The organism is Microbacterium sp. Be9 (assembly GCF_011754135.1).
Taxonomy (GTDB): domain Bacteria; phylum Actinomycetota; class Actinomycetes; order Actinomycetales; family Microbacteriaceae; genus Microbacterium; species Microbacterium maritypicum_A.
Genome location: NZ_WNWT01000001.1, coordinates 93,778 through 120,370 on the forward strand (window position 1 = coordinate 93,778; position 26,593 = coordinate 120,370).

Here is a 26,593-nt window from a genome sequence, read left to right on the forward strand (position 1 = left end):
CGACAGCCGCCGAGCGCGGGCGGAGCTTCGATGTCGTGCCCGACCGCGCGGCGCATTACCCTGTATCCATGCGTGTTCACGTGGCCGACCACCCTCTCATCACTCACAAGCTCTCGGTACTGCGCGATGCGCGCACGCCGTCGCCGGTCTTCCGGCAGCTCACGGAGGAGCTCGTCACGCTGCTCGCGTACGAGGCGACACGCAACGTGAAGGTCAGCCCGATCGAGATCACGACCCCGGTGACCACCACGACGGGCGTGAAGATCTCGGAACCGCGACCGATCGTCGTGCCGATCCTGCGTGCCGGTCTCGGCATGCTCGAAGGCCTCGTGAAGCTGCTCCCGACCGCCGAGGTCGGCTTTCTCGGCATGGTGCGCGACGAGACCACGTTCGAGCCGACGACCTACGCCGAGCGTCTGCCCGATGATCTGAGCGACCGTCAGTGCTTCGCGATCGACCCGATGCTGGCGACCGGGGGTTCGCTGGCCGCCGCGATCCAGTTCCTGTTCGACCGCGGTGCGAAGGACGTCACGGCGATCTGCCTGCTCGGCACCCCGGAGGGCGTCGCCGCGATCGAGGCGATGGCGGGCGACCGCGATGTGACCCTCGTGCTCGGCGCGCTCGACGAGCGCCTCGACGAGAAGGGGTACATCGTGCCCGGACTCGGCGACGCCGGCGATCGGCTCTACGGCACGGTCTGACTCGGACCTGCCCGACGGAGTCAGGCCTCGAGAGTCAGGCGGTAGGCGCGCTCGTCGCCGAAGTGGGTGAAGCCGGCGCGCGCCAGGATCGGAGCCGACGTCGAGACGCGCCCCTTGACGAGCGCCGTCGTCGCTCCCCAGGCTGCGCTTTCTCGGAGGCGCTCGGCGAGGACCGCGCGGTACGCGCCGCGCCCCCGGTACTCCGGCAGTGTCGAAGCGCCCCAGAGCCGGACGAATCCACCGTCGATCGTGCACCCGCCGGTGCTGACCGCCCGGCCGCCGATCCGCGCGAGGATCCGGAAGCCTTCGCGAGTCTCGAGCGCGGTCGTCACCTCGGCGAGCTCCGCCCTCAGTCCCTGCGGGTCGAGGGGCTCCTGCTGCCACACGGGCACGTTGACCGCGTCGACGTCGCGCACCTGCTCCAGCGTGCGCACGACCTCGACGGTGATGTCGTCCGGCACATCGACTGCTGCGGCTCCATCGACCGGTCGAGCGAACACGGCCACCGTATCGATATGCTCCGCTCCCCGCCGACGAAGCTCCTCCTCGACGTCCGGACGGTCGGAGGGGTTCGTCCAGAAGGTGAATCTCGACGCGCCCCACGCTGTCGTCCGCTCCAGAGCATGGTCGACGATCTCCGTGGGCTCGAGGACGGAGCTCACCTGGGAACCGCGGACTCCGCCGCCGAATCTCGACGGATCCCGCACGAGGAGCAACTCACTGCGCTCGTGCTCGCTGTCGCGCGGGAACCACACCCAGGCCGCAGCCGCGCGCAGGATCTCGTCTGTCGAGTGCGCGTGCGTCGGCTCGCTCATTCCGCCGCACCGACCAAGCGGGCGAAGGCGCTGAGCCGAGCCACTCCCTCCGGCGTGTACGGGAGATCGTCGAGCAACGCGGGCGAGTGGATCAGATAGGCGACGACCTGCGCGCGGGAGATCGCCACGTTGAGCCGATTCTGGAGCAGCAGGAACTCGGGTCCGCGGGGAGCGTCCCGTCCGCTCGAGGCGGCGAGCGACGTGATGGAGACGACAGCCTCCTTGCCTTGGAAGTTATCGACAGTGCCCACCGGAACGTCGGGGAAGCCGGCGTCGGAAAGCGCGTCGAGCACCAGCTGACGCTGCGCGTTGTAAGGCGTGACGACGATGATGTCGGACGGCGTGAGCGGCCTCGTCGAGGCGTCGGGGTCGTTGTCGGTGAACGTTCTCCCGACCAGATCGCGCACGAGTCGTACGACCTCGGCGGCTTCCTCCGGTGACTGCGTCGCGTTGCCGCGGTGGCGCAGCGGCACGACGTGCAGCCCCGGATCGACTCCGTCGAGTGAGCGGCGCTCGGTTCCCGGCGCCGAGGCGAGTTGTCCGGCGTAGGCGAGCTTCGACACCGGCGCAGCCACGAACGGATGCATCCGCCACGACCGTGCGAGGAAGTACCCGTATTCGGGCCGCACCACGGGGTCGCCGTCCATCACCCAGCCGAGGGCCGAGGTGTCGACCGGCTCCGGATGCGCGCCCTGGCTCACCTGCGGGAGCTGTTGCGGATCACCGAGGAGCAGCAGCCGCTTCGCCCCAGCCGCGACGGCGATCGTCGAGGCGAGCGAGAACTGACCCGCCTCGTCGATCACGAGAAGATCGAGGCCGGCACGATCGACACGCTGGGTGTTGCTGAAATCCCAGGCCGTGCCACCGACGACGGCCCCCTCGCCCGCGTGCTCGGCGAGGAACGATGCCATGCCGTTCTTCGGGATCACGGTGTACGGCGGCTCTGCCTCGGGATCTTTCGGCGCCTTCGCGACCTGCGCCGGCGCGACGCCGTCGGCGACGATGCGCGCGAGAAGGGTCTCGATGATCGCATGCGACTGCGCCACGACGCCGACTTTGAAACCGTGTTCGTTCACCAGGCGCGCGATCACACGCGATCCCGTATAGGTCTTCCCTGTCCCCGGAGGGCCCTGCACCGCCAGGTAGCTGCGGTCGAGGTCGAGCACACCACGCACGATCGCATCGATCGTGTCGTCGCGGGCCGGGGGCAGTGCTTCGCCCGATGTCGTGCGCGGGGGAATTCGACGCAGGATGTCGGTCGCCGCGTCGTGCGGGAAGCCGGGGGCGGCCGCGTGCACGGCATCGGCCCACTCGTCGATCGCTCCCTGCAGTGAGACCACTCGCGGAGGCGCCGCCGGGGTGAGAGCGAGCGGCAGCTCGTCCCAGGTCTGACCCTGCACTGCCGACTCGGAGACGAGGTAGCCGTCGTCGAGCACCTCGACCACCGTGACGGTGTGCGGCACGTGGACGGCGCGTGAAGGCACCTCGGTGTCGAAGGGGGCCGGGACCTCGTAGAGCGCGAACGGCTGCGCACCCGGGCCGAGCGTCGTGCCGGGCGACACCTCGCCGCGGATCTCGATGTCACGCGACATCACACGTCGTCCCTCGCCGATGCTCCACTCGCGGCGCACGACCGACGACGGGCGATCGACCTTCACCACGTCGCGCGTGCCGTCCCACATCGTCACCGGCTCTCGCAGCCGCTGGAAATGCGACACCCAGAAGCTCTTCGCCTCGCGGGGGAAGTAGTCGATGGCCGCGGCGGCGATACGGTGCACGAGCCCGTCGCCGCCGTCTTCCACGGCGCGTTCCGCATCGGCGAGCAGCGCGACGGAACGGGGGGACGGCTCGTAGATGACCTCGTCGGCATCGTCGGGCGGCGCGGGCGTCACGCCCTTCCGGCGTGCGATGTCGATGAGCCAGTTGCGCAGGCGTCGTGTCGACACGCAGTCATAGCGGTTGTAATCGGCGAGGTCGGCCAGCACTGCGTCGGCCTCGGCTTTCTCCCCCGCCGCCGCGAGCTCACGAGCGGCGACGTACTGCACGATCGAGTCGTCGCCCTTCTGCACGTCGCTGGTGCGCACGTCGTCGCCCATGTAGAGCGGTTCGAGTTTCTTGATCGAGTACGACCGGGAGCCGACCCGGACGGTCCGCAGCACGAGCGGGTAGAGGTCGACGAACACGCCTTCGCGCAGCAGCCGATCGACCTCGCCCTCGCGCACGCCGTGCCGCGCGGCCATCGCCACGAGGTGCGAGGTCTCGTACGGCGCGTAGTGGTAGATGTGCATGCCGGGATGCGCCAGCCTGCGCGCATTGACGAAGTCGAGGAACGTCTCGAGAGCCCGCTTCTCGTCGGCGAAGGTATGAGCCCACAACGCCGAGTACTGGTCAGCGTTGTCGACCCAGCCGAAGAGGTAGTCGATCCCCCACTGCGCCTCGCCGTCGGGAGCGGGTTCGGTGTAGAGCGGGTCGCCCTCGAAGTCGAAGAAGATATCGCCGTGACTGGGCAGCGGGAGTGTGTGGATCGCCTGCGCGTAGTGGACGTCGAATGTCGGTGCTCCCTCGGCGTCAGCACGCAGCTGCAGACGCGCCTGGGCTCGGAGAGTCTCGAACGTGTCGACGTTCATGCCCGCGGGAGCGTCGGGTGCCACGGCCAACTCGTCGATCGTCTCGATGCCGGATGCCCGCAGACGTGCTCGCTGCACCGGACGCATCCGCGCCACCATCAGGAGGTCACGATGCGCGAGCACCTGCTCCTCGCAGGTGGCGCAGCGGCCACAGGCCACGATCTGGAGGTCGCCGCGATCATCGCCCCATGCGAGCGGAGCGCCCGTCGCACCCTCGGCGATGCGTCGATCGGCGATGAGGGCGCGCAGTCGCGCCCGCCGCACCTGGAACAGCGGAAGGAGATCGTCGACGGCGTGCGTACTGAGCGTGCCGTCGCCGAGGATGAGGTCGACCTCGCCGGAGCGCGGGATGCCGAGGCGATCGAGCTGGTCGACATATGCCGCCAGCTGCATGAGCGCCGTGACACGGGCCTTTCGGGCGAGCTTGGAGTCCTGCACCCGCCAGCGGCCGTCGTGATCCTTGCGGAGGAAGTCGGCGAAACCGACGAACTCCTCGGTCGCGAAAGCCGCCTGGAAGACGACCTCCGCATCCGAGCGGAGGGCGGCAATGGTCTCGTCGACCGCATCCGCCAATGCATCGGCATCGACGGAAGAGACCTTCTCGATGCGGTGGACTTTCTCGTCACCGAGGTCGTCGATGTAGCGGGCCAGCACGTTCTGCTCGTGCACATCGCCCAACTCGGCGGCCCGCTTCAGGGTCGAGTCTTCCGGCTCTTCGACCGCCGGCACTCTTCCGAGCTTCGCGTCGATCGCCCGACACCACGCGAACTCGCACTCCGCGGCCGCCTTGAGGTCGCTCGCGCTCCAGATGACGCGCTGCGCCTGAGTGTCGATCCGCACGATGCTCCCGTTCTGTCGGATGCTTCGACACTATCCGCGGCATCCGACACGGGCGAAAGCGTGGACCTCCCGGGAAAGCGGGTCAGCGCCACCAGGTGTCGTCGGGCGTCACCGGAAGATGGCGCTTGTGCTGCGTCGCGAGGTACCTCGCCTCGATGCGGCCGGCGACCTCGGGCTCGACGTCGCGCCCTTCCAGGAAGTCGTCGATCTGCTCGTAGGTGAGACCCAGCTCGTCCTCGTCGGCACGGCCGGGCTGGCCGTCGAGCAGGTCGGCGGTCGGCACCTTGAACGCGAGGCGGTCCGAAGCACCGAGGAACTGCAGCAGCGAACGCCCCTGCCGTTTGCTCAACCCCGACAACGGCAGGACGTCAGCCGCACCGTCGCCGAACTTCGTGTAGAAGCCGGTCACGGCCTCGGCGGCGTGATCGGTGCCGATGACGAGCATCCCGTCGTGGCCGGCGAGGGCGTACTGCGTGACCATGCGGACGCGGGCCTTGATGTTGCCGCGGTTGAAGTCGCTGATGTCGCTCGTGACCGCGAACTCGATGTCCTCCTCGACCCCGTCGACACCGTTCTGGATGTTGACCTCGACCGAGGAGTCGGGTGCGATGAACTCGAGGGCGGCCTCGGCGTCTGCCGCGTCGTGCTGCACGCGGTAGGGCAGACGCACGGCGAGGAACTTCGCCTCGCCTCCTTCGGACCGCACCCGTTCGACCGCGAGCTGTGCGAGGCGTCCGGCCAGCGTGGAGTCCTGCCCACCGGAGATGCCGAGCACGAAGCCCTTCGCGCCGGTCGAGCGAAGGTACTCGACGAGGAACCCGACCCGGCGCTCGACCTCGGCTTCCGGGTCGATCTCCGGCCGGACGCCGAGGTCTTCAGAGATCTGCTGCTGCAACGACATGTCATCCTCCGTCTTGTCCTCGAATCAGTATCGCCCCTCTGTGTTACGCACGGGTGACGCCGCGGCGTTCGCACGTTCCTGCCAGTGAAGTCCTGAGAGAATGGGGCGGTGAAGCTCCTCGTCGCTGCCCTTGATTCCGAACTGTCCGCCTTCCCGGAAGAGCTGGACGGCTTCGACCGACTCGTGACCGGCCCCGGCAAGCTGCCGGCGACGTATGCGCTCACCCGCGCGCTCGATGCCCGGGTCTACGACGAGATCGTGGTCGTGGGCACGGCGGGCGCGATCGACCCCGCTCTCGAGGCGACCGTGCATGAGGTCGGAACCGCATTCCAGCACGACGTGACCGACCTCGACGGCGTCCGTGGCCAGCACGTCTCCCTTCCGGCGCGCGTCAGCACCGGAAGGGAAGGTGTTCTGATCGCCACCGGTGACCACTTCGTGGAGGACGCCGAGGTCACCGCCGTGATCCGTCCGTCGGGGGCGGCGCTGGTCGACATGGAGACATATGCCTTCATCTGGGTCGCCGCACAGTTCGATGTGCCGATCCGCGTGTTCCGCGCCGTCTCCGATCAGGCCGAGGACGGTGCGCTGACGGATTGGCGCGAGGCCGTCGCACGATGCAGCGTGCAGCTGCGCGACTTCATCCGCAGCGAGTACGGCGTCTGACGAAGGGGGCGCCCTCCCGCGCTCGCGTCAGCCTCGATCTCGGTCTCGGGTCAACGCGCCTCGATGACGCTGGGTCCGTTCGGCAGTGCGCGCACCGTGAGTTGGGCGGGGATCTGCTCCTGCATGGCCTCGACGTGACTGATCACTCCGACGGTGCGGCCCCCCTGCCGCAGTTCGTCGAGAGTGCGCATGGCGACATCGAGCGTGTCGCCGTCGAGGGAACCGAATCCTTCGTCGATGAAGAGCGTGTCGAGACGGATGCCGCCCGCGCGCGCGGTCACGACCTCGGCCAGTCCGAGGGCGAGGGCGAGCGATGTGAGGAACGTCTCGCCCCCTGACAGCGACTGCGGCGGCCTGGTCTGCCCGGTGAAGGCGTCGAAGACCACGATGCCGAGTCCGGATGCCGCCCCGCGGGCAGCGAGCGCATCGGAGTGCTGCAGCTGATACCGACCGGCGGACATGTCGTGCAGTCGACGGTTGGCCGCCTCGACGATCTCCTCGAGCTCCGCGGCCAGCACGAACGTCTCCAGCGTCATCTTGCGGGTGTTGGCACCTCGCCCCGCGATCGTGTCGGCGAGGTTCTGCAGCACCTCGAACTCCGCGGCATCGTCGGCGGTGCGAGCCTGCTCGTCCGAAGCCGAGTCGATCAGCCCTCCGAGCCGCTCTGCGGTTGCCGCGGCTCTGGCGGCTTCGTCGACCGCGCGCGTCCAGACGCTGCGTGCGTCCGCCGATGCCTGCTCGGCCGGCGCGAGGTCTATCGGCTCTTCCGGCAGCGTGCGCAACTCGAGGTCGAACAGGATGGCCCGTTCCTTCTCTCGTTGCACCGCATGCTGCGCGATCCGCGTGTCGAGCGCCTCCTGCTCTGTGGCCGAGCGTAGAGCGTCTTCCGCCGCCGCCTCGTCATCGAACACGGAGTCTGCGAGCGCCGCCTCGCGCTCCGCCTCGGCTTCGGCGAGAGCTTCGACCCTGCGTGCCCGCTCCGAGATCGCATGGATCACGGCGCGGGCCGCGGCGATCTTCGCCTCGGTGTCGGACATCCGTGCGGCAACCGTGTCGAAACCGCCCCGCGCCTCGGCGATCAGCTCGTGTGCCTCCGCGCTGCGCTGGCGGAGGAGCGCATGCCGTTCGCGCAGTTCTGCGAGAGCCCTGGCATCGTCTTCCCGCTCGGCGTCGAGGAGTTCGACACGGGCGACGAGTTCGTCCATGCGACCGTCGAGCGTCTTCAGCGCCTCGGCGGCGGCACGGCTGCTCGAGAGTGCCGCAGCGGCCTCGGCGTACTCGCTCTCGGCCTGTTCGACATCCCGACCGTCGGCGCGGGCGGTGACGGCGGCGAGTTCGGCGCGCAACGTCGAGGAGCTCGACGCCAGATCACGCTCCTTCTGCGATGCGGCATCTCGCGCGCCCTCTGCGGCGGCGATGTCTTCGGGCGAGACCGGATCCGAATGCGTGGCCGGCGCCGGATGATCGAGCGAGCCGCAGACCGGACAGGGGTGCTCGTCGCGGAGCGTCGAGGCGAGCTCTCCGGCCATGCCGTCGGCTCGTCGCTGACGCAGTCGCGCCAGAGCTGACTGCGTATCCGCGTGCAGCGCGGTGGCCTGCGAGAGCTCCTGCTCGAGGGAGATCTCGGCCATTCGCAGCCGTTCCACCTCGTGCGCCGCCGTGAGGCGTAGCTCTGCCGCCTGCTGCGCGGCCTGCCGGTCTTCCCCCCGATCGGCGAGGCGACGGGTCTCGTCGCGCAGCGTGTGCAACGCGGCGATCTCGTCGGGAAGCGCGGCACGCCTCACGTTCGCAGCTTCGATGCGCGCGGTCGCTGCCACGACCGCCTCCTCCGCTGCGCGGACTTCGGCGTCGAGCGTCGGCGCGCTCTCCTCGAGTTCTCGCGCGTGTTGCCAGGCACCGCTCTCTCTGGTCGCCGCCGCCGTCCAGGCCTCGAGGTCGCCGTCCACGTCGAGACCGAGCGCCTCGCCCGCCGCGTGGGCGTCCTGTTCGTCTCGGGAGGCGACCGCGAGCGCGGAATGCGCGCGCGCCACTGCGGCGATCGTCGACCGCAGCGCCTCCGCGGCTCGGGCCGCAGCGAGCTCTGCGCGGGCATCGTCGATCAGGGGCGCTTCGGCCTCGAGTCGTTCGAGCGCCGACCTCGCGCGGTCGCGCTCGCGCTGCGCCCGCTGCTCGTCCCGCGCCACGGCGAGAGACTCGTCGGCTGCGGCCGACCGCTTCTCCGCGTCGACCTGCTCGGATGCTCGACGCTCTGCGCGGTAGTCGGCGCGGGCCTTCGCACGTCGGAGGGCGTCGAGTCGATCTTCGATCGAAGACGGGGCGCGAACCGTCTCGGGCGGGGTCTCATCGCCCTCTCCTGACAGGCCATCGGCGGACACCAGCCGCTCAGCCTCCTCGACGCGGGCCTCGACCGTCGCGAGCCGGGCGCCCAGAGCGTACTCGGCCACACGACGACGCTCATCGAACCGCGCCTGCACATCTTCGAACCGCTGGGTGCCGAACAGGCGGCGCAGAAGCGCCTGGCGGTCTCGACTGCCCGCGAGGAGGAACTCCGAGAACCGGTTCTGCGCGAGCAGGATCACCTGCAGGAACTGCTCACGGCTGAGCTGCAGGATCTCGTCGAGCTCTCCGGCGACATCGACGGCCCGCGCCGCACGACCGATCCACCCGACATCCGTCCACTCGTCGAGGGCGACGGCCGAGGCCTGCTTGGTCATCCCTCCCCCGCGCTTGGCCGGGCGCAGGTACTCGGGCGACCGGGTCACCCGGAAGCGGCCGGTCGGCGTGCTGAATTCGACGACGACCTCGGAGGGATCGTCGGGCTCGCAGTGGTCGCTCCGCAGCCGCTTCTCGCCACCGTCGTAGCGCGGCACTCCGCCGTAGAGGCCGAAGCAGACGGCGTCGAGGATGCTGGATTTGCCCGCCCCCGTCCGTCCGGCGATCAGGAAGATGCCGTCGTCGGCGAACGCGTCGAAGTCGACGATCTGACGTGACCGGAAGGGGCCGAACCCTTCGACCTCCAGGCGATGAAGACGCATCTAGACGAGAGCCTCGGCACGAACTCGCTCGTCGAGCACCGCGCGGATCAGCTCGCCCTCCGCCTCCGTCGCTCCGTGCCCCGCCCTGACGTGCTCGAGGAAGGCCTCGATGCGGTCGGCATCGGTGACCGCGGTGCGCAGACGCTGCACATAGGAGCGCTCGTCCGCCTCGGCGGTGACCGAGGGCTGGTGCTGCACCATGGCGCAGTACGGGTAGCTCTCGCGAAGACGCCGCATCGGCTCTGTCTGCGGCACGGCGTCGGTGTAGACGGCACAGACCCAGTCGCCCGCGTGTTCTGCGACCAGTTCGGTCGACAGGAGATCGTCGAGCGCGCCCGTGAGTGTGACGAGGCGGCGCGGCACCGGCAGCTCCAACCATTCGACTCCGGAGAGACCCTCGGCATCGATGTCGACGAGCCAGGAACCGCGGGGCTTGTGCTGCTCGCCGAAGCTGTAGTGCAGAGGAGCGCCCGCGTAGCGCACCCGATCGCTGAGCTGCTGACGCCCGTGGATGTGGCCGAGCGCCACGTAGTCAGGACCGTCGAAGACGCTCAGCGGCACGACGTCGAGGCCGCCCTGACGCACCTCGCGTTCGAGCCCGGCGGTGGCGTCGACACCGGCGGCGAAGCAGTGCGCGATCGCGACCGAGCGCCCCGGGTGCTGTTCCATGCCGGCGCGGACCAGGTGCATCGCGTGAGCCATGGTCTGCGCTTGCGTGCGCAACGGGCGCCCGGAGCTGTCGCCATCGGGCCAGTGCTGTCGCACGATGGCGGGTTCGAGGTAGGGAATGCCGAAGAAGTGCACGGGCCCGTGCGCATCGTTGACGGTCACAGGCGCTCCCACCGCGAGCGGGTCGGTCAGCACGTGGATGCCCTCGCGGAGCAGCCGCGCCTGAAAGCCGAGGCGCGCGGCCGAATCGTGGTTGCCGCTGGTCACGATCACCCGCGCCCCTGTCTCATGCAGCGCCACCAGCGCATCGCCGAGCAGGGTGTATGCGGTTCCGGAGGGCGTGGCGGAGTCGAAGACGTCTCCCGCGACGACGACGACGTCGACCGCGTTCTCGCGAACCTGCGCGGTGAGCGCCCCGAGCACCTCGGCGAGGGCGTCCATGGTCGAGTTGCCATGGAACGTCCGGCCGATGTGCCAGTCGGAGGTGTGCAGGATGCGCATACTCACACCGTACGAACCCCCTCCGACATTTCATCCGAGGCGTGCCGCAGCACCGCTCTCACGCCCTGCGGAGGAGGAAGCGGAAGGTCCCCTGACCCACCCTCGTCACGATGATCGGCACGCGGTGATGCGAGATGCCGTGTGCACCTTCACCTGTGCGGCGTGCGGGGCTGCGCGATGCGATATCTGGGCTGCCCTCCGCCCGACAGGTGCCGGCTTGCCCCGCCGGCTGAGGGTTGTGCCCGCCTCGTCGTGACTACCGACTTCCGCTCTCCTCCTCGAGGTCGTTCGACCAGTTCGCCTGCTGGATCCGATTGTCGAGCTCGCGCAGCTCCTGAGCCACGGCGTCGGCACGGGAGCGCAGCGGCGCGACGGGCAGCGCGGAGACCTGACGCAGCTCCGACCTCATCTGGCGGAGGAACTGGTCGTTGGCCCCCGAGGCGGCGGTCGCGGCATCGGTCAGCACCGAATGCCGCAGGCGCAGGACATCACGGGCGGCGAGCGCATCGGTCATGGTGCCGTCCGCCCCCAGGTCGAGGCGCGCGTTGGTGGCGTTGATGCGGCGGATGAGATCGCGCAGCTGCGTGAGCGCGGCATCGGCCTCGACGATCAGCGCGGCCGCGTCCTCCGCCGGTTCCTCGCCCTCCTGGTAGCGGGCGTTCGCGACGATACGCGCCCGCAGCTGCTCGATGCGGCGCTGCAGGTCGGCGCGTGCGGTGAGGGCCTCGGCGAGTTTCATGAGCTCATCCTCGCAGGGAGCGACCGTAACAGTTCGTCATATGGCCGGAGAGTCAGCGGGAGCGCAGCAGACCCGAGTGCTCCGGGTGCGCGGTGAACCAGTCGGCCACGTACCAGCACACGGCATCGACCTTGCGATCACCGCGCTCCTCGATGTCGGCCACCGCACCCTCGACGACCTTTCCCGCGTAGCCGTTGCCCCGGAAAGTCGGGATCGTGAAGGCTCGGGTGAGCGCGATGGTGCGCCCGTCGTCCCGGTAGTCCAGAACACTCACGAGCGTCCCGTCGCGCATGAGCGTGTAGCGCGAAGCGTCCTTCTCGTCGGTCAGGATGAAGCCTCCGACGGTGTGCGAGATCGTCATTCGAACCACGTTACGCCCGCCCGGAGCCGCCGGGCGTTTTGACATGGGGCGTCACGATCGGACATAATCCCCCCATGACCACCAACGCACGCCCTTTGTCCGCCCAGGAGGCGAACGGGACTGCCGGGATGATGATGCCCGGTCGCGTTGGCATGTGTTGCCGAATGTGTCGCTGAACGAACAGCCACCCCGCCTGACCTGAACTCCTCGCGATCTGCGAGGTCAGCGTCTCCGAGCATCCACCCTTGCTCGCTTCCCGGCTCCGCCGGTCATTCATGCAACGCATCAGAGCCCCGCTCGATCCGGGCTCACGTCCTGAGGACTTCATCATCATGTCGAACACCGCACTTCTCGAGCGTCCCGCCACCACCGCCGCGATCCGCACGCAGCACGAAGCCGCCGCGCCCCTGTCCGCCGCAGGAGCCGATCTTCCCGCCGTGCGCTCACCCCGTGGCTTCGCCCTCTACGTCGGGCTGGATGAGATCAAGGCCGCCGAAGCCGGCGTCAGCCTCCCCCTTCTCGTCGACGCGCTGCGCCGCACCCTCGCCGAGCTCGCCCCGGGAGCCGAGACGCACGCCACGGTGGCCCTCGCCCCGCACGGATCGGGCGGCCGCGACCTCGACGTGGTCCGTCTCGCTCTGCAGGAGCCCGGTGCCATCGCGCGCACCAAGGCCGCTGCGGAAGAGGACACCACGGACGAGGAGACGGGCGTCACCGTCGACATCTCCCGCAAGCGCGTGCTGATCGACGGCGAGTCCGCCGCCTTCACATACAAGGAGTTCGAACTGCTGCAGTACCTCGTGCTCCGCGAGGGGCGCACGATCGAACGCAGCGAGCTGGTCTCCGCGCTCTGGCAGGCCCAGGACGACGAGACGCCCGGTGAGCGCACGATCGACGTGCACGTGCGCCGCCTGCGCGCGAAGCTGGGTCGCTATGAGGACATCGTCCGCACCGTGCGCGGCATCGGCTACCGCTTCGACCGCCACGCCGACGTCGTCATCCGCTACGGCCACGGAACCCCCTCGCCCGACCGCTTCTGAGTCGCCGGGAGCCGGTGTCAGCAGCTGCGCGTAGGGTGGGCGCATGACCCTGACAGCGCGCTCCGCCTCGGCGGACGCCGCCCCCGCGGACACTGCTCAGGAGACCGTCTACCGCCCGCCGCACGAGCTCGATCTCCACCGAACGGTCGGCATGCTCCGCCGCGGTCGCAACGACCCGACGATGGTCATCGACGGAACCGTCATCTGGCGCGCGTTGCGCACACCCCTCGGACCGACGACCCTCGCTCTGCGCATGCTCGGCGGCGAGGTCCACGCGACCGCGTGGGGCCCCGGATCGGGCATCGCCCTCGATCTGGTGCCCGCGCTCTGCGGTGCCCACGACGACGCCACCGACTTCGATCCTTCCCTGCATCCGCTCATCGCCGACACCGCACGACGCCACCCGGGGCTGCGTCTGACGCGTACCGACGAGGTGTTCGATGCGCTCGCGTGTGCGATCATCGAGCAGAAGGTGACCGGCATGCAGGCTTTCGGCGCGTGGCGCTGGCTGATCTCGCGGTTCGGAGCACCCGCTCCCGGTCCCACCCCGCGGCCGATGTTCGCCGCGCCGTCCCCCGACCAGTGGCATCGCATCCCGTCCTGGGCCTGGCATCGTGCCGGCGTCGAGCCGCCCCAGTCGCGCACCATCGTGCGTGCGGCCGAGCGCGGAGATCGCATCTCCCGAGCCGTCAGAGCCGCCGCCTCGGGAGATGACCGAGACCGCGTGCTCACGAGCCTTCCCGGCGTGGGGGTCTGGACGTCGGCGGAGACGCGCATCCGCGCGCTCGGGGATCCGGACGCGGTCAGTATCGGCGACTACCACCTCGCCCATGAGGTCGGCCACGCGCTGACGGGCGCACGCACCGATGACGCCGGGATGATCGAGCTCCTCGCGCCGTGGGCCGGACAACGACAACGCGTCGTCCGCCTCATCCATGCGAGTGGTGTGCAGGAACCGCGCCGGGGGCCCCGTCTCGCACCCGAAGACCATCGCCGCCGCTGACGTCGGCACCTAAGCTGGTGCCATGTCCCGTTCCATGCTGCGCATCCTCGTCACCGTCGGCCTGCTGATCGTCGGCGTCGTGATCGGGCTGATCTTCCAGAACGTCTGGCTCGGCGTCCTGCTCGCGGCCATCGTGTGGCTCGGCTGGTTCCTCGGATACGAATCGCGCCGAGGGAACAACGCCGGCGTCAACAACGAGGACCACGGCATCGAGCTCTGAGTGGTCGCCCCGACTCAGTAGTAGACGGCGAGCGGGCCCGACGGTCCGTCGACCACGCGCACCGGGGTGTCGAACACCCGCGTGAGCACGTCGTCCGTCATGATCGCCGCCGGCGAGCCGAACTCCACGACCGCACCGTCTTTCATCGCGCAGATGTGGTCCGCGTAGTGCCCGGCGAAGTTGATGTCGTGCAGCACGATCACGATGGTGCGCCCGAGTTCCTCCGCGGCCCGGCGCAGATGCTTCATCATCTGCACGGCGTGCCGCATGTCGAGGTTGTTCAGTGGCTCGTCCAGCAGCACGAACTCGGTGTCCTGGGCGAGGACCATGGCGACATAGGCGCGCTGACGCTGCCCGCCGGAGAGCTCGTCCAGGTAGCGCCCCTCCAGAGCGCCGAGGTCGAGGAAGTCGATCGCCTGGCTGATGATCTCCTCGTCGGCCCGGTTCAGCCTGCCCTTCGAGTGCGGGAAGCGCCCGAAACCGACCAGCTGGCGAACGGTGAGGCGGGTGACGAAGTGATTCTCCTGACGGAGGATCGACACCACCTTCGCCAGATCCTTCGATCTCGTCGAGGCCACGTCGAGCCCCGCGATCTCGATGGCACCGGCATCCATCCCGGTCAGACGCCCGATCATCGTGAGCAGCGTCGACTTGCCCGCGCCGTTCGGACCGATCAGGGCGGTGATTCCGCCGGCGGGGATCTCGAGGTCGACGGGGCCGATCGCGACCTCGCTGCTGTATTCGCGGCGGACGCCGTCGAGAGCGATCACAGTCTGCCCTTTCTGAGGATGACGATGAGGAACACGGTGCCCCCGACGAGCTCGATCAGGATCGACACCATCCCCTGCGCGTAGAAGATGTTCTTCATCACGAAGTAGGCCCCGGCCAGGATCGTGAAGGCCGTGAGCACCGCGACGGGGAAGATCAGCCGATGGTCGTGCGTATCGGCGAACTGGTAGGCGAGCGTCGCCACCAGGAAGCCGAGGAACGTCATCGGTCCCACCAGCGCCGTGGAGGTGGCCATCAACACGGCGACGAGGAACAGCACGATGAACAGTTCGCGGCGATGATCGACGCCGAGGGAGCGCGCAGCGTCCGGGCCGAGTGCCATGAGGTTGAGCCGGCGCGAACGGAGCCACAGCAACGCAGACGCCGCGACGACCAGCGGGATCGCCAGCGGGAGGTACGAGGGGTCGGCATTGGACACGTTGCCGAACAGACGCGCGGCGAGCACGTCGAACTCACTGGGTGTGAGCAGGCGCTGCATGAACGTCGCGATCGCCCCGAGGCCGCCTCCGATCACGATGCCCACCAGGAGCATGATCTGCAGATTGCCGTAGCGTCCGGACAACAGCCAACCGTAGAGGGCGACGGCGAGACCGACCATGATCGCGACCTGGATCGCGAACTGCCCGATTCCCTGGATCGCCACGATCCCTGCCACTCCGAACAGGTACACGGTCGAGGTCTGCACGACTCGATAGAGCGATTCGAACCCCATGATCGACGGCGTGATGATGCGGTTGTTGGTGACGGTCTGGAAGCTCACCGTGGCGACGGCCTGAGCGACCGCGACGAGGGCCATCACCGTGACGTCGGTGGCGCGATGCTGCGCGATCCGCCAGAACCCGGTGGAGCCGACCGGCATCGGATTCGCCCAGGCGAGCAGACCGAAGCCCGACCCTGCCGCGAGGACCAGGAGGATCCCGAGCACCACGGCGTAACGCCGGCGCGCACCTGGGGTCGTGAACGAGCCCGCCGACCGGAGCGCACCGGCGGTCGCCACGTCGCCCGTCCCCCCGCTAGCCACGTCGACGCTGCCTGAGCAGGAGAAGGACGAACACCACGGCGCCGACCACCCCGAGGATCAGCGACACCGGCACTTCGAACGGCATGATGATCGTGCGTCCGATGATGTCGCACACGGTGACGATCGCTATGCCGAGCAGGCACACCCACGGAAGATTGCTGCGCAGATCGTCGCCGCGCACCATCGAGACGATGTTCGGCACGATCAGCCCCAGGAAGGGCAGATTGCCGACGACGACGGTGACGACGCCGGTGGTGACCGCGATCAGCACCGTCCCGAGCAGGATGATCCTGTTGTAGTTCACGCCGACGTTGGTGGCCACTTCCTCGCCGAGCCCCGCGATGGTCAGCCGATCGGCGACGATGAAGACGATCACCCCGATGACAGCCACGATCCAGAGCATCTCGTACTGACCTCGCATCACCGAGGTGAAGCTGCCCGCGAACCAGACGCCGATGATCTGCAGCGAGTTGGTGGCCAGCGCGAGGTACGTCGACAATGCGCCGACCACGGCCCCGAGCATGATGCCGACGATCGGGACGATCAGGGACGACTTGAGTGCCACCCGGCGCAGGAACGCGAAAAACACCATCGTGCCGATGAACGCTGCGAGCACCGCGCCGGCCATCCGGAGGGGAAGCGACGGCTGCGGCACGAGGATCATGACCATCAGGAGCCCGAGGCCGGCCCATTCGGTGGTGCCGGTGGTCGTCGGTTCGACGAAGCGGTTCTGGGTGAGCAGCTGCATGACGAGGCCCGCCATGGCCATCGAGGCGCCGGCGAGGACCAGGGCGATCGTGCGGGGCACTCGGGTGATCTGGAACATCTGCGCGCCGTCGTCCGCGCCGGTGACGTCGTACACACCCGTGAAGAGCGAGATCGCGAGCAGGACGACGACGATGAGCACGCCGATGAGCAGTTTCACGTCGAAGAGCCGCCCGGCGTAGCGGGGCGGCGGAGCGATGTCGGTGGAGACCATGATGATGGGGCGGCGGCACCCGGATCGTCCGGATGCCGCCGCCGTACCTCAGTTCTTCGCGCTCTTCTCGAGGGCGTCGGCGAGGTCGTCGAGGAACGTCGTGTACGTCTGGATGCTCTCGTTCAGGTACGTGTCGGTGGGCATGTACACGATCTGCTTCTGCTTCACAGCGGTGACGCCGGCGAGCGCCTCGGAGCTCTCCAGGATCTCCGCGGCCTGCACGTAGTCGGGGGTGTCGGCCGCGAAGACGGCGTCACGGTCGAGCACGAGGATCCAGTCGGGGTTCGAGGCGGCGATCGCCTCGACCGAGATGTCATCGCCCTGGTGGTCGTCGGTCGCGTCGTCGACCTCGAGCGCGGGGGTCAGGCCGAGCATGTCGTAGATCGGTCCGAGCGAGCGTCCGACGGTCGGGGCGAGGTAGCCGATCTGTCCGCCGGAGGTGTTCACGGCCATGACGGTGTCGGCATCGTCGTACGCCGCCTTGGCGCGCTCGACAGCGGCGTCGAAGTCGTCCACGAGCTTCTTGGCTTCGTCCTGCTTGCCGAAGATCTCGCCGAGGACGGTGACCTGGCGCTTGAGCTCGTCTCCGAAGGGCTCACCTTCGCGCGGCTCGAGGTCGACGATCGTGGCGTCGGGGACCAGATCGGCGATCGCGGCGTTGTGCTGAGTGAACCGCTGGCCGCTGATGATCAGGTCAGGCTCGACGGCGACGACCGCTTCGAGGTCGGGCTCGCTGTGCAGTCCGATGTCGACGATCGCGTCGTCCTTCACGTACGACACGGTCTCCGGCATGAGCGCGACGGCCCCGGCTGAGAGCTCGACGTCCCAGTCGGAAAGCGTCTGGAAGGTGCGGTTGTCGAGCGCGACGACGGATGTGGGAGGCGTCGCGATCTCGTGCGTGCCGGTGTTGTCCTCGATCGTGACGGTCGCTGCTGCGGGTTCGGTCTTCTCCGGTTCCGCCGAGCCACCGGAGGTGCAGCCGGCGAGGGCGAGGAGGCCGACGAGAGCGGCGCTCGTGGCGGTGAGGGTTCTGGGCACGGACATGGAGAGACTCCTGTTCTGCGGGATCGATGCGCACGCTGCGGCGCCGGAAGCCGAGAGTGGAGGGCGACTCCCCTCGGCACATTTAGGTTAGCCTTACTTTATGAGCGATACGAAATCCGGTTTCTCGATCGAGCGTCGCGGCCTCGAGCTGCGCTTCCGCAACGTCACCTTGAGCGCCCGCGAGTGGCTGGCCCCCGACTTCGTGCGTGTGCGCCTGACGGGCTCCGATCTCGCCGGCTTCGACTCTCCCGGCTCCGACGACCACATGCGCCTGTTCTTCCCCGCGGGCCCCACCGAATCCGTCGAGGAGCTCCGAGCGTCACCCAGCCGCGAATACACACCGCTCGCCTGGGGCGAGGACTGGCTCGACGTCGAGTTCGCCGTGCACGGTGACCAGGGCGTCGCCGCGCCGTGGGCGGCGACGGCACCGCTCGGATCGACGATCGGTGTCGGCGGTCCCCGCGGAGCGGCCGTTCTGTCCGGTGAGCCCGGCTCGTGGCTGCTCGTGGGCGACGAAACCGCTATTCCGGCGATCCGTCGCTTCGCCGCACTGATCCCCGACGGCACGCCCGCACGCATCGTGATCGAGACCGTGAACCCCGGCCGAGAGGTCGACATCGACGCGCCCGTCGACATCGAGTGGCTGCATCGTGGCGAGGCGCCCTCCGGTTCCGCCCTCATCGCCTTCCTCGAGGGGCTGACCGCCGAGCACGCGATCGGTGCCGACCCGTTCGTCTTCATCGCCGCCGAGCAGTCGATCGTGAAGCCCGGCCGAGCGCTGCTCGAGCGCTGGAGCGTCGACACCGCGAAAGCCGTCGTGAAGGGTTACTGGAAGCGCGGCGAAGCCGAATACCACGCCCCGCACTAGTACGACGTCGGCGGTTGCTGGAAGACTCGACCCATGGCTCTTCTGGATCATCTGGGCATCACCGTCGCCGACCTCGAGCGCGGACGGGCGCAGTTCCACCCCGTGCTCACCGCTCTCGGATATCAGAGCGGGGGCGCGAACGATCATTCGATCTCATGGAACAACGGCGACGAGACCGAGATCATCCTCTACACCTGGGATGAGGACTCCGCTCCGCATCAGCATGGCCGCATCGGCTGGCAGCACATCGCCTTCGCGGTACCGACGCGCGAGCAGGTCGACCGCCTGCACGCGGTCGCGGTCGACGCCGGCTGGACAGCCGTCCGCGAGCCCAAGGAGTATCCGCGCTACTCGGAGAGCTACTACGCCGCGTTCGTCGAGGACGCGGACGGCATCCGGGTCGAGTTCATGCACAACCCGCCCCGTGAGACAACTTGACTCCCGGGCGTGTCGCGCCCTAGTGTGGCAAAGCTGTGCCGATCGGCGCAGCACACCAGCCGAGGAGCACGACGGATGACCGCGCAGCGGAACCTTCCCCAGGCAGCGGTGTTGCCGCTTCAGCAGAAGCGCAATGACCGCTACGAGTCGTACCCTCCGGCACGCGCCGTGTGACAGCATCCGCTCTCGCAACGCCCCGTACCGTCAGGTCCGGGGCGTTTTCCGTTGGAGACTCCTCTGACCTGTGGCTGGACATCACCACAAGGAAAGGAATCATGGAGAGGCTCTCCGCACGGCTGCTGTCGTGGGCGTCCCTGATCGACGAGAAGACACTCGCTCAGGCGCACACCACGGCCCGCATGCCGTTCATCCACCCGCACCTGGCACTGATGCCGGACGCGCACCTCGGCAAGGGGGCGACGGTCGGCTCGGTCATCCCGACGCTCGGCGCGATCATCCCCGCCGCCGTCGGCGTCGACATCGGCTGCGGGATGATCGCCGTTCGTACGCCGTTCACGAGGAGCGACGTCGACGGTCGTCGGCTCGCCGACCTCCGGGAGCAGATCGAGCGCGCCATCCCCCTGTCGGCCGGCCGGTACAACCGCAAGGTCGTGGCCACCGCGGAACCGCGCATCACCGAGCTGGAGCAGCTCGCCGAGAAGAACGGCTTCGACCCGGCGCAGTACGCCGGGAACTGGCGTCTGCAGTTGGGCACGCTCGGTTCAGGCAACCACTTCATCGAGGTGTCGGTCGATGAGCTCGATCGGGTCTGGCTGTTCCTGCACTCGGGCTCGCGAGGCGTCGGCAACAAGATCGCCGGGCACCACATCGCCGTCGCCCAGCGGCTGGCGAGGCAGTGGTGGATCGACCTTCCCGACCCCGACCTGGCATACCTGGTCGAGGGCACACCGGAGTTCACCCGCTACATCCGGGAGCTGCGGTGGGCCCAGCACTTCGCGCTGCTGAACCGGGAGGAGATGATGGATCGCGTCATCCGGCAGGTGTCGGAGTTCCTCGGAACCCCGGTCGACGAACAGGAGCGCATCAACTGCCACCACAACTTCACCGAGTCGGAGAAGCACTACGGGAAGCAGGTGTGGGTGTCACGGAAGGGAGCCATCCAGGCGGACGCCGGTCGACCGGGCCTCATCCCCGGGTCGATGGGGACCGCCTCTTACGTGGTGGAAGGGCTCGGCGACCCGCAGTCGCTGAACTCCTCCCCGCACGGTGCCGGACGGGAGTACTCCCGCTCGGCGGCGCGGCGGACCTTCACGCACGACCAGCTGCGAGAGGCGATGACGGGCATCGAGTTCCGTGACACCGATGCCTTCATCGACGAGATCCCGCAGGCGTACAAGCCGATCGACCAGGTGATGGCGGATGCCGCCGGACTCGTATCGATCCGGCACACGCTGCGGCAGATCGTCAACGTGAAGGGCGACTGAGCAGGACCGGGCGGTGGGATCCCACCGCCCGGTCTCCTCTCCACCTCTTCCCCGCGAGTTCCCCGCGAGATCCGCGGGCGGATCGTCTTCTCCTGCTCCGACACGTCAGAGGCCGGGTTATCCCCCTCTCGTGCGCGACCGATATCTTCGGCTCCCGTGCTCTGGCAGGCTTGCCGAATCGATGCGACGATGAGGAAGTGGGATTCATGAATGACGCGCAGATCTGGACGATGATCGGATCGTTCACCGTGCTGATGTTCAGCACGCTCACGGTCGTCTCGACCCTGTTCGTCCGGATCATCCGCAGTGAGATCGGCGGTCTGCGCACCGAGATGAACGCGCAGATCGGCGGTCTGCGCACCGAGATGAACGGGCAGATCGGCGGTCTGCGCACCGAGATGAACGCACGATTCGATGCCGTGAACAACCGCATCGATGGGCTCGACCGCGACGTGCAGGCGATCGTGAAGCGCACGTTCGGTCTCGACCGCGACGGATGACGACGCTTCGAGACCACGCTTCGGTTGCCCCGCCCGACCGGTATGACGCCTATCCGGAAGTACCCAACGGCACCGCGATCCTGCTCCTCGCGGGGTCGAGTGGGCGCGTGGAGGCAGAACGGGCCGACCTGTTCGCACGGCACGGGGCCCGGGTCCGCGCCATCCGCTGGTTCGGGGGTGCGGGTCAGCGCCCCTCACCCCACGAAGTGCCGATCGAGCTGTTCACGGATCAGCTGGACCTCCTGCGGCACGATGCCGACCGCGTCGCGATCTTCGGAACGTCGTTCGGTGCGGAGGCTGCCCTGGTCACCGCGTCCCTTCACCCGGTCGACGCGACGGTCGCGGTCGCACCGTCATCCGTCGTCTGGGCGGGGTTCGCCGACGGGGACTGGTCGTCGCACTGGACCTGGCAGGGGGCTCCGCTCCCGGCTGTCCCGTTCGACTCGTCGTGGTCGCCGTCGACCGAACCGCCCGAGTACCGGTCCCTGTACCAGTCGAGCCTCGATCGCGCTCCTGACGCCACTGCAGCCGCCACGATCCGCTCAGAGAGCATCCGCGGCGTCGTCGTGCTCATCGCGGGAGGCGACGACCGTGTCTGGCCGAGCGACCGGTTCGCCGCCGAGGTCGTCGAGCGCCGCAGAGCGAACGGACGGGAGACGACGCTGATCACGCACTCCCCCGCCGGGCACCGGATGATCCTGCCCGGCGAGTCGATCGCCACCGGTGGAGTGACGATGGCACGAGGAGGCTCACCGTCGGCTGACGCGGAACTCGGTTCCCTCGCGTGGCCGCAGATCGTGCACGCACTCGGGCTGCGCGCCTGAGCGTCAGAGGGCCGAGGCCGCCTCGGTCTCGACAGATCGGTCGGTGAACGCGGTCTTCGGGACGAACACGAGGATCACCGCGGCCACGAGGGCGGTCACCCCGCAGACGATCCACACCGTGAAGTAGCCCGCGAGCGAGCCGGCCGTTCCCTCGGTCGCACCTGCCGTGCTCGCGACCCCATGCAGGAGCGCGATGCCGAACACGCACGAGGCGATCGCGCCGCCGACGGTCTTCACCGAGTTGGTGAGCCCCGTCGCGACACCGGTCTGCGTGGCCGGAGCGGCCGATGCGGCAGCGGCGGGGAGCGCGGCGACCAGCGCTCCCGAGCCGAGTCCGACAACGACCATGTTCGTGATGACCTGCGCGTACGTGTCGTGGAACGGAAGGAAGAGGAGGAACCCGATGCCGACCAGCACGGACGCACCCATCAGCGTCAGGCGCGGCGTGGCCCGCCGGGCGACGGTCGGGAACAGGAGAGCCCCCGCGATCATGGCGATCAGATACACGCCGATGATCAGCGAGGTCGCGAAGCCGCTCGTGCCGAGACCGTAGCCGTAGACCGTCGGATCGGTACGCGCGAACGTCGACAGCGGAGCCTGCGCGCCGAGCACGCTGACGCCGAAGAGCCCGGCGGTCAGGAAGACGGGGCCGAGCGCCGGCGAACGGAACATCCGCACATCGATCAGCGGATCGTCGGCGCGGAGCTCCCAGAGGACGAACGGGATCACCAGCAGGACGCCGAGCACCACCACCGCCCAGGACCAGGGGTTGGTCAGGCCGCCCTCCAGCCGAAGCAGACTGAGACCCCCGGTGAAGCAGACGAGGGCGAGGGAGATGAGCACGAGGCCGACCGTGTCGAAGAGACCACCCGTCGGCTCCGGCGACTCCTTGACCCCGAACAGGATCACGAAGAAGCAGACCACGATCAGCACGGCAGGCACCAGCAGCACCACGGTGAGCGGCAGGACATCGATGAGTGCGCCACCCACGAGCGCGCCGATGATCGCCCCTCCTTCGAGCGCCGCGACGAGGAGGCCCGCTGCCTTCGCCGTGATCGAGGAACGCCCCTCCATGCGCCGCGAGCGCGACCAGATCAGAGCGATCTCCAGCGGAAGCCAGACCACGTAGAACCCCATCAGCGCCCACGCCGCGAGGAACACCGGGAAAGAGTCGGTGAAAGGCAGCACCAGAGCGGCGGCGGCGGTGACAGCGGTCGAGATCAGCAGCATCCGCTTGTGGCCGACCATGTCACCGAGCTTCGCGAACGCCGGGACCACGAGTGCCGACAGCATCAACTGCGCTCCCTCGAGCCAGTTCACATCGGCGTCGTGGATCCCCAGATGGCGCGCGATGTCGGTGAGCATCGGGGTGTAGTACCCCTGCAGCACACCGCTCGTGAACTCCACGAAGGCGAGGAAGCCCACGACGATGGCGAGGGTGCCCAGGGTGCGGGTGCGCGTCATCGCGTCTCCTGCTTCTGCTTCGGGTTCCCCGGCACACTCCGGGGGAAGGGTGAGATCACCCTAGCCGTTCGAGCAGCGCCCGGTGGAATCGCTCCCCCCGCTCCAGGGCGGCGATCTCGACGCTCTCGTCGACGCCGTGGATCGAGGCACGCTGGGCGTTCGACATGTCCAGCGGTGCGAAGCGGTAGACCGCCGGCGAGAACCGGTGGAAGTGTCGCGAATCGGTGGCGGCCATCATCACATACGGCACCGCGGGCACCCCGGGGAAAGCGACGTCGAGGGCTTCGGCGAGGAGCGCGAACTGGGCGTTGTCCGTCGGTGACTCCGGCGACGGCTCGCTCGCTTCGACGACCTCGACCGTGACGAGCGGGTCACGGATGCGCCGACGTACCCGGAACACCGTCTGCTGCGTCGTCTCGCCGAGCGCGATGCGCAGGTTGACGGTGGCGGATGCCTGAGACGGCAGCACGTTCGCCGCAGTACCGCCCGACTGCATCGTCGGCGCGACCGTGGTGCGCACGAGAGCTGCGGGTTCACCGCCGAGGGCGGCGAAGACCTGCGCGGTGAGCAGCGGGGCAGAACTCAGCAACCGCAGCAGGTGCCGAGCCGGGCCCGGAGTCTGCCCGGCCAGCTGCGACAGCATCCGCAGGATCGCCTTCGACGCCCGCGGGCGGAAGGTGGTGGGTCCGAGTCGGTCCACGGCCGTGGCGATGCGCCGGACGGCGGTCGACGACGGCGGAGCGGAGGCGTGGCCGCCGTCGCCGCGGGCCGTCAGCCGGAGTGTCATCACGCCCTTCTCCCCGACACCGATCATCGCGGCACGGCCGGGAACGAAGGGCAGGGGCGCGTCGACCACGGCACCGCCCTCGTCGACCACGAGCCACGGGACCACCCCGCGTTCGCGCAGCACCCGTGCGATCTCCTCGGCGGCGCGCCCGTACGTCTCCTCGTTGCCCCCGAAGGAGAGGTACACGTCACGGGGCGGCACGAACCCGTCGGCGAGAAGATTCTCGACCGCCTCGAGGACCACGATCAGCGGGCCCTTGTCATCCAGCGCTCCGCGGCCGTACACCGATCCGTCGGCGATCACGCCGGCGAACGGCGGATGGGTCCAGTCGTCGCTCTCGTCGACCGGGACGACGTCGTAGTGGGCCATCAGCACGACGGGCTCGTCGGAGGTCGCACCGTTCCCCTCCCAGTGGAACAGGAGGCCGAAGTCGGTGTGCCGTTCCAGACCCAGCTTCTCGTGCGTCAACGGGTAGAGCTCCGCGATCAGCGCGACGAACTCCTCGAAGGGCGCAGGTCCGCGTTCCTCGAGCTCGGCCGAGACCGTCGGTATCCGGATCATCTGCGAAAGTCGCTCGGCGATGCCCGGGCGCACGGTCGGTGTGGTCACAGTCGCCATCGTACCCAGCAGCGGGGCCGCGTTCCGGCGCGATCCGACATCACGCGTTTCGGTCGCCTGCATCGTCGATTCCGGAGAAGATGTACCGAGACGAAGGAGAACACGGATGAGGATCGCCGTCGCAGGAGGAACCGGGACCGTCGGACGGCACACCGTCGAGGCGGTGCGCACAGCGGGACACGACGCGGTCGTCCTCAGCCGGTCGCAGGGAGTCGACCTGGTGACCGGGCGGGGGCTGGACGACGCCCTGGCAGGCGCTGACGCAGTGGTCGACGTCGCGAGCATCGAGACGCTCAAGGCGAGCGCGGCCATCGAGTTCTTCACCGCCGCGACCGGAAACCTGGTCTCAGCGGCGTCGAATGCGGGAGTCGGACAGGTCGTGCTGCTGTCGATCGTCGGGATCGACCGCATTCCCTACGACTATTACGCCGGCAAGATCGCCCAGGAGAAGATCGTCGAGGCGTCGCGCGTACCGTGGACGATCCTGCGGGCCACGCAGTTCCATGAGTTCGCGGAGCAGGTGTTCGCGCGGGCGAAGTTGGGACCCGTGCACATCGCCCCGAACGCCCGCACACAGCCCGTGGCTGCGAGCGAAGTGGGCGCGCGTCTCGCAGCACTCGCCGCTGCCGATCCGCAGGGACGCGTGCGTGACTTCGCCGGCCCTCGGGAAGAGCAGTTGTCTGACATGGTGCGTGCGTTCGCGCGGCGGACGGGATTCCGCGGATGGATACCGAGACTCAACGTGCCGGGGCCGCAGATGGCCGGCATGAGAGCGGGGCATGCTCTCCCCGGTCCTGACGCAGATCTCGGACGTCAGAGCTTCGCCGAATGGCTCGCCGCCCGCTAGCGGTGCCCTTGATCCAGTCCCTCTCCACATATTGCTCCGGAACAGGCTTCTCCCCACTCGCCGCATCCAGGTTCGTGGTCTTGGCAGGATGAGATCATCCGACCAGAATGAGAGCGTGATCACGATGACCGAGCCGCAGATCTGGACCATGATCGGTGCCGTCATCGCGCTGATGTTCGGAATGGTCACGGTGGTCTCGACGCTGTTCATCCGAGTGTTGCGAGCCGAGATCGGCGGCGTGAGGTCAGAGATCGGCGGGCTCCGCACCGAGATGGTCGCGCGGTTCGAGGCCGTCGATGCGCGGTTCGAGGCCGTCGATGCGCGATTCGTCTCGGTGAACACTCGCATCGACGCCGTGGGGAGCCGTATCGAAGGCCTCGACCGTGACGTGCGCGCGCTCGTGAAGCACACCTTCGGCCTCGACCGCGGATGACCTCTCGAGGCTGATCCGACCGAGCGTGCGGCGTTCCGTCGCCTGAGCACCTCCGCCGCCTCTCGGGAACACCACGGAACAGGTGACGGTTGCATCCATGGTGGCGCGCGGCGCCCCCTGGAGGTGCACATTCAACTGACCCTGGTGTCATCGTCGTTCTGCGGCGCCTGTGCCCGGACCCGGGCCGTTCTCGCCGAGGCCGCACGATTCCTCCCCGACGCGACCGTGACCGAGTTCGACGTCGCACAGGATCCGGATGCTGCCGAGAAGCTGGATATCGGGTTCACACCGACCGTGATCATCCACGATTCCACCGGCACCGAAGTCTTCCGGGCCACCGGTGTGCCGACGGTCCCGCAGGTGCTCACCGCCGCGGTCAAGGCGCTCCCGGCCTAGGGCCGCCGTCGCTCCGGATCCC

At 68.6% G+C, this 26,593-nt stretch carries 26 protein-coding genes; 13 read left to right on the top strand and 13 right to left on the bottom strand.

What is annotated here, in order from left to right; genetic code table 11:
* The first annotated feature begins 68 nt into the window (after window positions 1–68).
* A complete protein-coding gene (upp, locus tag GLO27_RS00495; RefSeq protein ID WP_021198071.1) occupies window positions 69–701 on the top strand; it encodes a uracil phosphoribosyltransferase in 633 nt (210 codons plus the stop codon).
* A 20-nt stretch (window positions 702–721) separates the two neighbouring features.
* On the opposite strand, the gene GLO27_RS00500 is transcribed toward upp, so the two are convergent.
* The 3 genes from GLO27_RS00500 to nadE form a co-directional block, all read right to left on the bottom strand.
* Window positions 722–1,516 carry a hypothetical protein gene (locus tag GLO27_RS00500; RefSeq protein ID WP_167253109.1) on the bottom strand — a complete coding sequence of 265 codons (795 nt, stop codon included), beginning with the start codon at window positions 1,514–1,516 and terminating at the stop codon, window positions 722–724.
* A complete protein-coding gene (locus tag GLO27_RS00505) occupies window positions 1,513–4,983 on the bottom strand; it encodes a bifunctional RecB family nuclease/DEAD/DEAH box helicase (RefSeq protein ID WP_167253111.1) in 3,471 nt (1,156 codons plus the stop codon). Before GLO27_RS00505 ends, GLO27_RS00500 begins: the two co-directional genes overlap by 4 nt.
* An 82-nt stretch (window positions 4,984–5,065) precedes the next feature.
* Window positions 5,066–5,884, bottom strand: a complete 819-nt coding sequence (gene nadE / locus GLO27_RS00510) for an ammonia-dependent NAD(+) synthetase (protein ID WP_021198074.1) — start codon at window positions 5,882–5,884, stop codon at window positions 5,066–5,068.
* Window positions 5,885–5,992: 108 nt separating this feature from the next.
* Here nadE and GLO27_RS00515 point away from each other — a divergent pair, with 108 nt between their 5' ends.
* Window positions 5,993–6,550, top strand: coding sequence for a hypothetical protein (locus tag GLO27_RS00515; RefSeq protein ID WP_021198075.1), 558 nt, complete (start codon window positions 5,993–5,995; stop codon window positions 6,548–6,550).
* Window positions 6,551–6,600: 50 nt separating this feature from the next.
* On the opposite strand, the gene GLO27_RS00520 is transcribed toward GLO27_RS00515, so the two are convergent.
* The 4 genes from GLO27_RS00520 to GLO27_RS00535 form a co-directional block, all read right to left on the bottom strand.
* On the bottom strand, window positions 6,601–9,585 hold the full coding sequence (locus tag GLO27_RS00520) for an SMC family ATPase (RefSeq protein WP_167253113.1): 2,985 nt from the start codon (window positions 9,583–9,585) through the stop codon (window positions 6,601–6,603).
* A complete protein-coding gene (locus GLO27_RS00525) occupies window positions 9,586–10,755 on the bottom strand; it encodes an exonuclease SbcCD subunit D (RefSeq protein WP_029259753.1) in 1,170 nt (389 codons plus the stop codon).
* Between the two features lie 256 nt (window positions 10,756–11,011).
* Complete coding sequence (locus GLO27_RS00530; RefSeq protein ID WP_021198078.1) at window positions 11,012–11,494, bottom strand: DIP1984 family protein; 483 nt, start codon at window positions 11,492–11,494, stop codon at window positions 11,012–11,014.
* Window positions 11,495–11,546: 52 nt separating this feature from the next.
* A complete protein-coding gene (locus GLO27_RS00535; protein WP_021198079.1) occupies window positions 11,547–11,855 on the bottom strand; it encodes a GNAT family N-acetyltransferase in 309 nt (102 codons plus the stop codon).
* Between the two features lie 332 nt (window positions 11,856–12,187).
* On the opposite strand from GLO27_RS00535, the gene GLO27_RS00540 reads away from it, so the two are divergent.
* From GLO27_RS00540 to GLO27_RS00550, 3 genes are read left to right on the top strand one after another with little or no spacing between them, the layout of a single operon-like run.
* Window positions 12,188–12,895, top strand: coding sequence for a winged helix-turn-helix domain-containing protein (locus GLO27_RS00540; protein ID WP_021198080.1), 708 nt, complete (start codon window positions 12,188–12,190; stop codon window positions 12,893–12,895).
* Window positions 12,896–12,938: 43 nt separating this feature from the next.
* Window positions 12,939–13,898: a DNA-3-methyladenine glycosylase 2 family protein gene (locus GLO27_RS00545; RefSeq protein WP_167253115.1), complete on the top strand. Its 960-nt coding sequence runs from the start codon at window positions 12,939–12,941 to the stop codon at window positions 13,896–13,898.
* 22 nt (window positions 13,899–13,920) lie between these two features.
* The gene (locus GLO27_RS00550) at window positions 13,921–14,118 is read left to right on the top strand and encodes a hypothetical protein (RefSeq protein WP_167253117.1); all 198 of its coding nucleotides are present in this window, start codon (window positions 13,921–13,923) and stop codon (window positions 14,116–14,118) included.
* A gap of 14 nt (window positions 14,119–14,132) precedes the next feature.
* On the opposite strand, the gene GLO27_RS00555 is transcribed toward GLO27_RS00550, so the two are convergent.
* From GLO27_RS00555 to GLO27_RS00570, 4 genes are read right to left on the bottom strand one after another with little or no spacing between them, the layout of a single operon-like run.
* On the bottom strand, window positions 14,133–14,888 hold the full coding sequence (locus GLO27_RS00555; protein ID WP_021198083.1) for an ATP-binding cassette domain-containing protein: 756 nt from the start codon (window positions 14,886–14,888) through the stop codon (window positions 14,133–14,135).
* Window positions 14,885–15,904, bottom strand: a complete 1,020-nt coding sequence (locus GLO27_RS00560; protein WP_021198084.1) for an iron chelate uptake ABC transporter family permease subunit — start codon at window positions 15,902–15,904, stop codon at window positions 14,885–14,887. Before GLO27_RS00560 ends, GLO27_RS00555 begins: the two co-directional genes overlap by 4 nt.
* A gap of 16 nt (window positions 15,905–15,920) precedes the next feature.
* Window positions 15,921–16,907: an iron chelate uptake ABC transporter family permease subunit gene (locus tag GLO27_RS00565; RefSeq protein WP_029265990.1), complete on the bottom strand. Its 987-nt coding sequence runs from the start codon at window positions 16,905–16,907 to the stop codon at window positions 15,921–15,923.
* A 48-nt stretch (window positions 16,908–16,955) separates the two neighbouring features.
* Window positions 16,956–17,951, bottom strand: a complete 996-nt coding sequence (locus GLO27_RS00570; RefSeq protein ID WP_029259750.1) for an ABC transporter substrate-binding protein — start codon at window positions 17,949–17,951, stop codon at window positions 16,956–16,958.
* 100 nt (window positions 17,952–18,051) lie between these two features.
* On the opposite strand from GLO27_RS00570, the gene GLO27_RS00575 reads away from it, so the two are divergent.
* The 5 genes from GLO27_RS00575 to GLO27_RS00595 all read left to right on the top strand — a co-directional run bounded on the left by GLO27_RS00575 (window position 18,052) and on the right by GLO27_RS00595 (window position 22,026).
* A complete protein-coding gene (locus tag GLO27_RS00575; protein ID WP_021198087.1) occupies window positions 18,052–18,819 on the top strand; it encodes a siderophore-interacting protein in 768 nt (255 codons plus the stop codon).
* Between the two features lie 33 nt (window positions 18,820–18,852).
* A complete protein-coding gene (locus tag GLO27_RS00580) occupies window positions 18,853–19,257 on the top strand; it encodes a VOC family protein (protein WP_021198088.1) in 405 nt (134 codons plus the stop codon).
* 275 nt (window positions 19,258–19,532) lie between these two features.
* Complete coding sequence (locus GLO27_RS00585) at window positions 19,533–20,702, top strand: RtcB family protein (protein ID WP_021198090.1); 1,170 nt, start codon at window positions 19,533–19,535, stop codon at window positions 20,700–20,702.
* A 206-nt stretch (window positions 20,703–20,908) separates the two neighbouring features.
* Window positions 20,909–21,202, top strand: coding sequence for a hypothetical protein (locus GLO27_RS00590; RefSeq protein WP_208323443.1), 294 nt, complete (start codon window positions 20,909–20,911; stop codon window positions 21,200–21,202).
* Window positions 21,199–22,026, top strand: a complete 828-nt coding sequence (locus tag GLO27_RS00595; RefSeq protein WP_021198092.1) for an acyl-CoA thioester hydrolase/BAAT C-terminal domain-containing protein — start codon at window positions 21,199–21,201, stop codon at window positions 22,024–22,026. The genes GLO27_RS00590 and GLO27_RS00595 overlap by 4 nt, the downstream gene beginning before the upstream one ends.
* A 3-nt stretch (window positions 22,027–22,029) precedes the next feature.
* Here GLO27_RS00595 and GLO27_RS00600 read toward each other — a convergent pair whose 3' ends face one another.
* Complete coding sequence (locus GLO27_RS00600) at window positions 22,030–23,490, bottom strand: MFS transporter (RefSeq protein WP_167253121.1); 1,461 nt, start codon at window positions 23,488–23,490, stop codon at window positions 22,030–22,032.
* A gap of 55 nt (window positions 23,491–23,545) precedes the next feature.
* Complete coding sequence (locus GLO27_RS00605; protein WP_167253123.1) at window positions 23,546–24,895, bottom strand: M20/M25/M40 family metallo-hydrolase; 1,350 nt, start codon at window positions 24,893–24,895, stop codon at window positions 23,546–23,548.
* A 106-nt stretch (window positions 24,896–25,001) separates the two neighbouring features.
* Here GLO27_RS00605 and GLO27_RS00610 point away from each other — a divergent pair, with 106 nt between their 5' ends.
* The 3 genes from GLO27_RS00610 to GLO27_RS00620 all read left to right on the top strand — a co-directional run bounded on the left by GLO27_RS00610 (window position 25,002) and on the right by GLO27_RS00620 (window position 26,571).
* The gene (locus GLO27_RS00610; RefSeq protein ID WP_167253125.1) at window positions 25,002–25,742 is read left to right on the top strand and encodes an NAD(P)H-binding protein; all 741 of its coding nucleotides are present in this window, start codon (window positions 25,002–25,004) and stop codon (window positions 25,740–25,742) included.
* A gap of 124 nt (window positions 25,743–25,866) precedes the next feature.
* Window positions 25,867–26,175, top strand: coding sequence for a hypothetical protein (locus tag GLO27_RS00615; protein ID WP_031206640.1), 309 nt, complete (start codon window positions 25,867–25,869; stop codon window positions 26,173–26,175).
* Between the two features lie 144 nt (window positions 26,176–26,319).
* The gene (locus tag GLO27_RS00620; protein ID WP_292774793.1) at window positions 26,320–26,571 is read left to right on the top strand and encodes a thioredoxin family protein; all 252 of its coding nucleotides are present in this window, start codon (window positions 26,320–26,322) and stop codon (window positions 26,569–26,571) included.
* Window positions 26,572–26,593 lie beyond the last annotated feature (22 nt).

Coding starts and splice junctions, on each gene's coding strand:
- upp (WP_021198071.1), top strand. CDS start 69: ATGCGTGTTCACGTGGCCGACCACCCTCTCATCACTCACAAGCTCTCG.
- GLO27_RS00500 (WP_167253109.1), bottom strand. CDS start 1,516: ATGAGCGAGCCGACGCACGCGCACTCGACAGACGAGATCCTGCGCGCG.
- nadE (WP_021198074.1), bottom strand. CDS start 5,884: ATGTCGTTGCAGCAGCAGATCTCTGAAGACCTCGGCGTCCGGCCGGAG.
- GLO27_RS00520 (WP_167253113.1), bottom strand. CDS start 9,585: ATGCGTCTTCATCGCCTGGAGGTCGAAGGGTTCGGCCCCTTCCGGTCA.
- GLO27_RS00525 (WP_029259753.1), bottom strand. CDS start 10,755: ATGCGCATCCTGCACACCTCCGACTGGCACATCGGCCGGACGTTCCAT.
- GLO27_RS00530 (WP_021198078.1), bottom strand. CDS start 11,494: ATGAAACTCGCCGAGGCCCTCACCGCACGCGCCGACCTGCAGCGCCGC.
- GLO27_RS00535 (WP_021198079.1), bottom strand. CDS start 11,855: ATGACGATCTCGCACACCGTCGGAGGCTTCATCCTGACCGACGAGAAG.
- GLO27_RS00540 (WP_021198080.1), top strand. CDS start 12,188: ATGTCGAACACCGCACTTCTCGAGCGTCCCGCCACCACCGCCGCGATC.
- GLO27_RS00545 (WP_167253115.1), top strand. CDS start 12,939: ATGACCCTGACAGCGCGCTCCGCCTCGGCGGACGCCGCCCCCGCGGAC.
- GLO27_RS00550 (WP_167253117.1), top strand. CDS start 13,921: ATGTCCCGTTCCATGCTGCGCATCCTCGTCACCGTCGGCCTGCTGATC.
- GLO27_RS00565 (WP_029265990.1), bottom strand. CDS start 16,907: ATGGTCTCCACCGACATCGCTCCGCCGCCCCGCTACGCCGGGCGGCTC.
- GLO27_RS00570 (WP_029259750.1), bottom strand. CDS start 17,951: ATGTCCGTGCCCAGAACCCTCACCGCCACGAGCGCCGCTCTCGTCGGC.
- GLO27_RS00575 (WP_021198087.1), top strand. CDS start 18,052: ATGAGCGATACGAAATCCGGTTTCTCGATCGAGCGTCGCGGCCTCGAG.
- GLO27_RS00580 (WP_021198088.1), top strand. CDS start 18,853: ATGGCTCTTCTGGATCATCTGGGCATCACCGTCGCCGACCTCGAGCGC.
- GLO27_RS00585 (WP_021198090.1), top strand. CDS start 19,533: ATGGAGAGGCTCTCCGCACGGCTGCTGTCGTGGGCGTCCCTGATCGAC.
- GLO27_RS00590 (WP_208323443.1), top strand. CDS start 20,909: ATGAATGACGCGCAGATCTGGACGATGATCGGATCGTTCACCGTGCTG.
- GLO27_RS00595 (WP_021198092.1), top strand. CDS start 21,199: ATGACGACGCTTCGAGACCACGCTTCGGTTGCCCCGCCCGACCGGTAT.
- GLO27_RS00600 (WP_167253121.1), bottom strand. CDS start 23,490: ATGACGCGCACCCGCACCCTGGGCACCCTCGCCATCGTCGTGGGCTTC.
- GLO27_RS00605 (WP_167253123.1), bottom strand. CDS start 24,895: ATGGCGACTGTGACCACACCGACCGTGCGCCCGGGCATCGCCGAGCGA.
- GLO27_RS00610 (WP_167253125.1), top strand. CDS start 25,002: ATGAGGATCGCCGTCGCAGGAGGAACCGGGACCGTCGGACGGCACACC.
- GLO27_RS00615 (WP_031206640.1), top strand. CDS start 25,867: ATGACCGAGCCGCAGATCTGGACCATGATCGGTGCCGTCATCGCGCTG.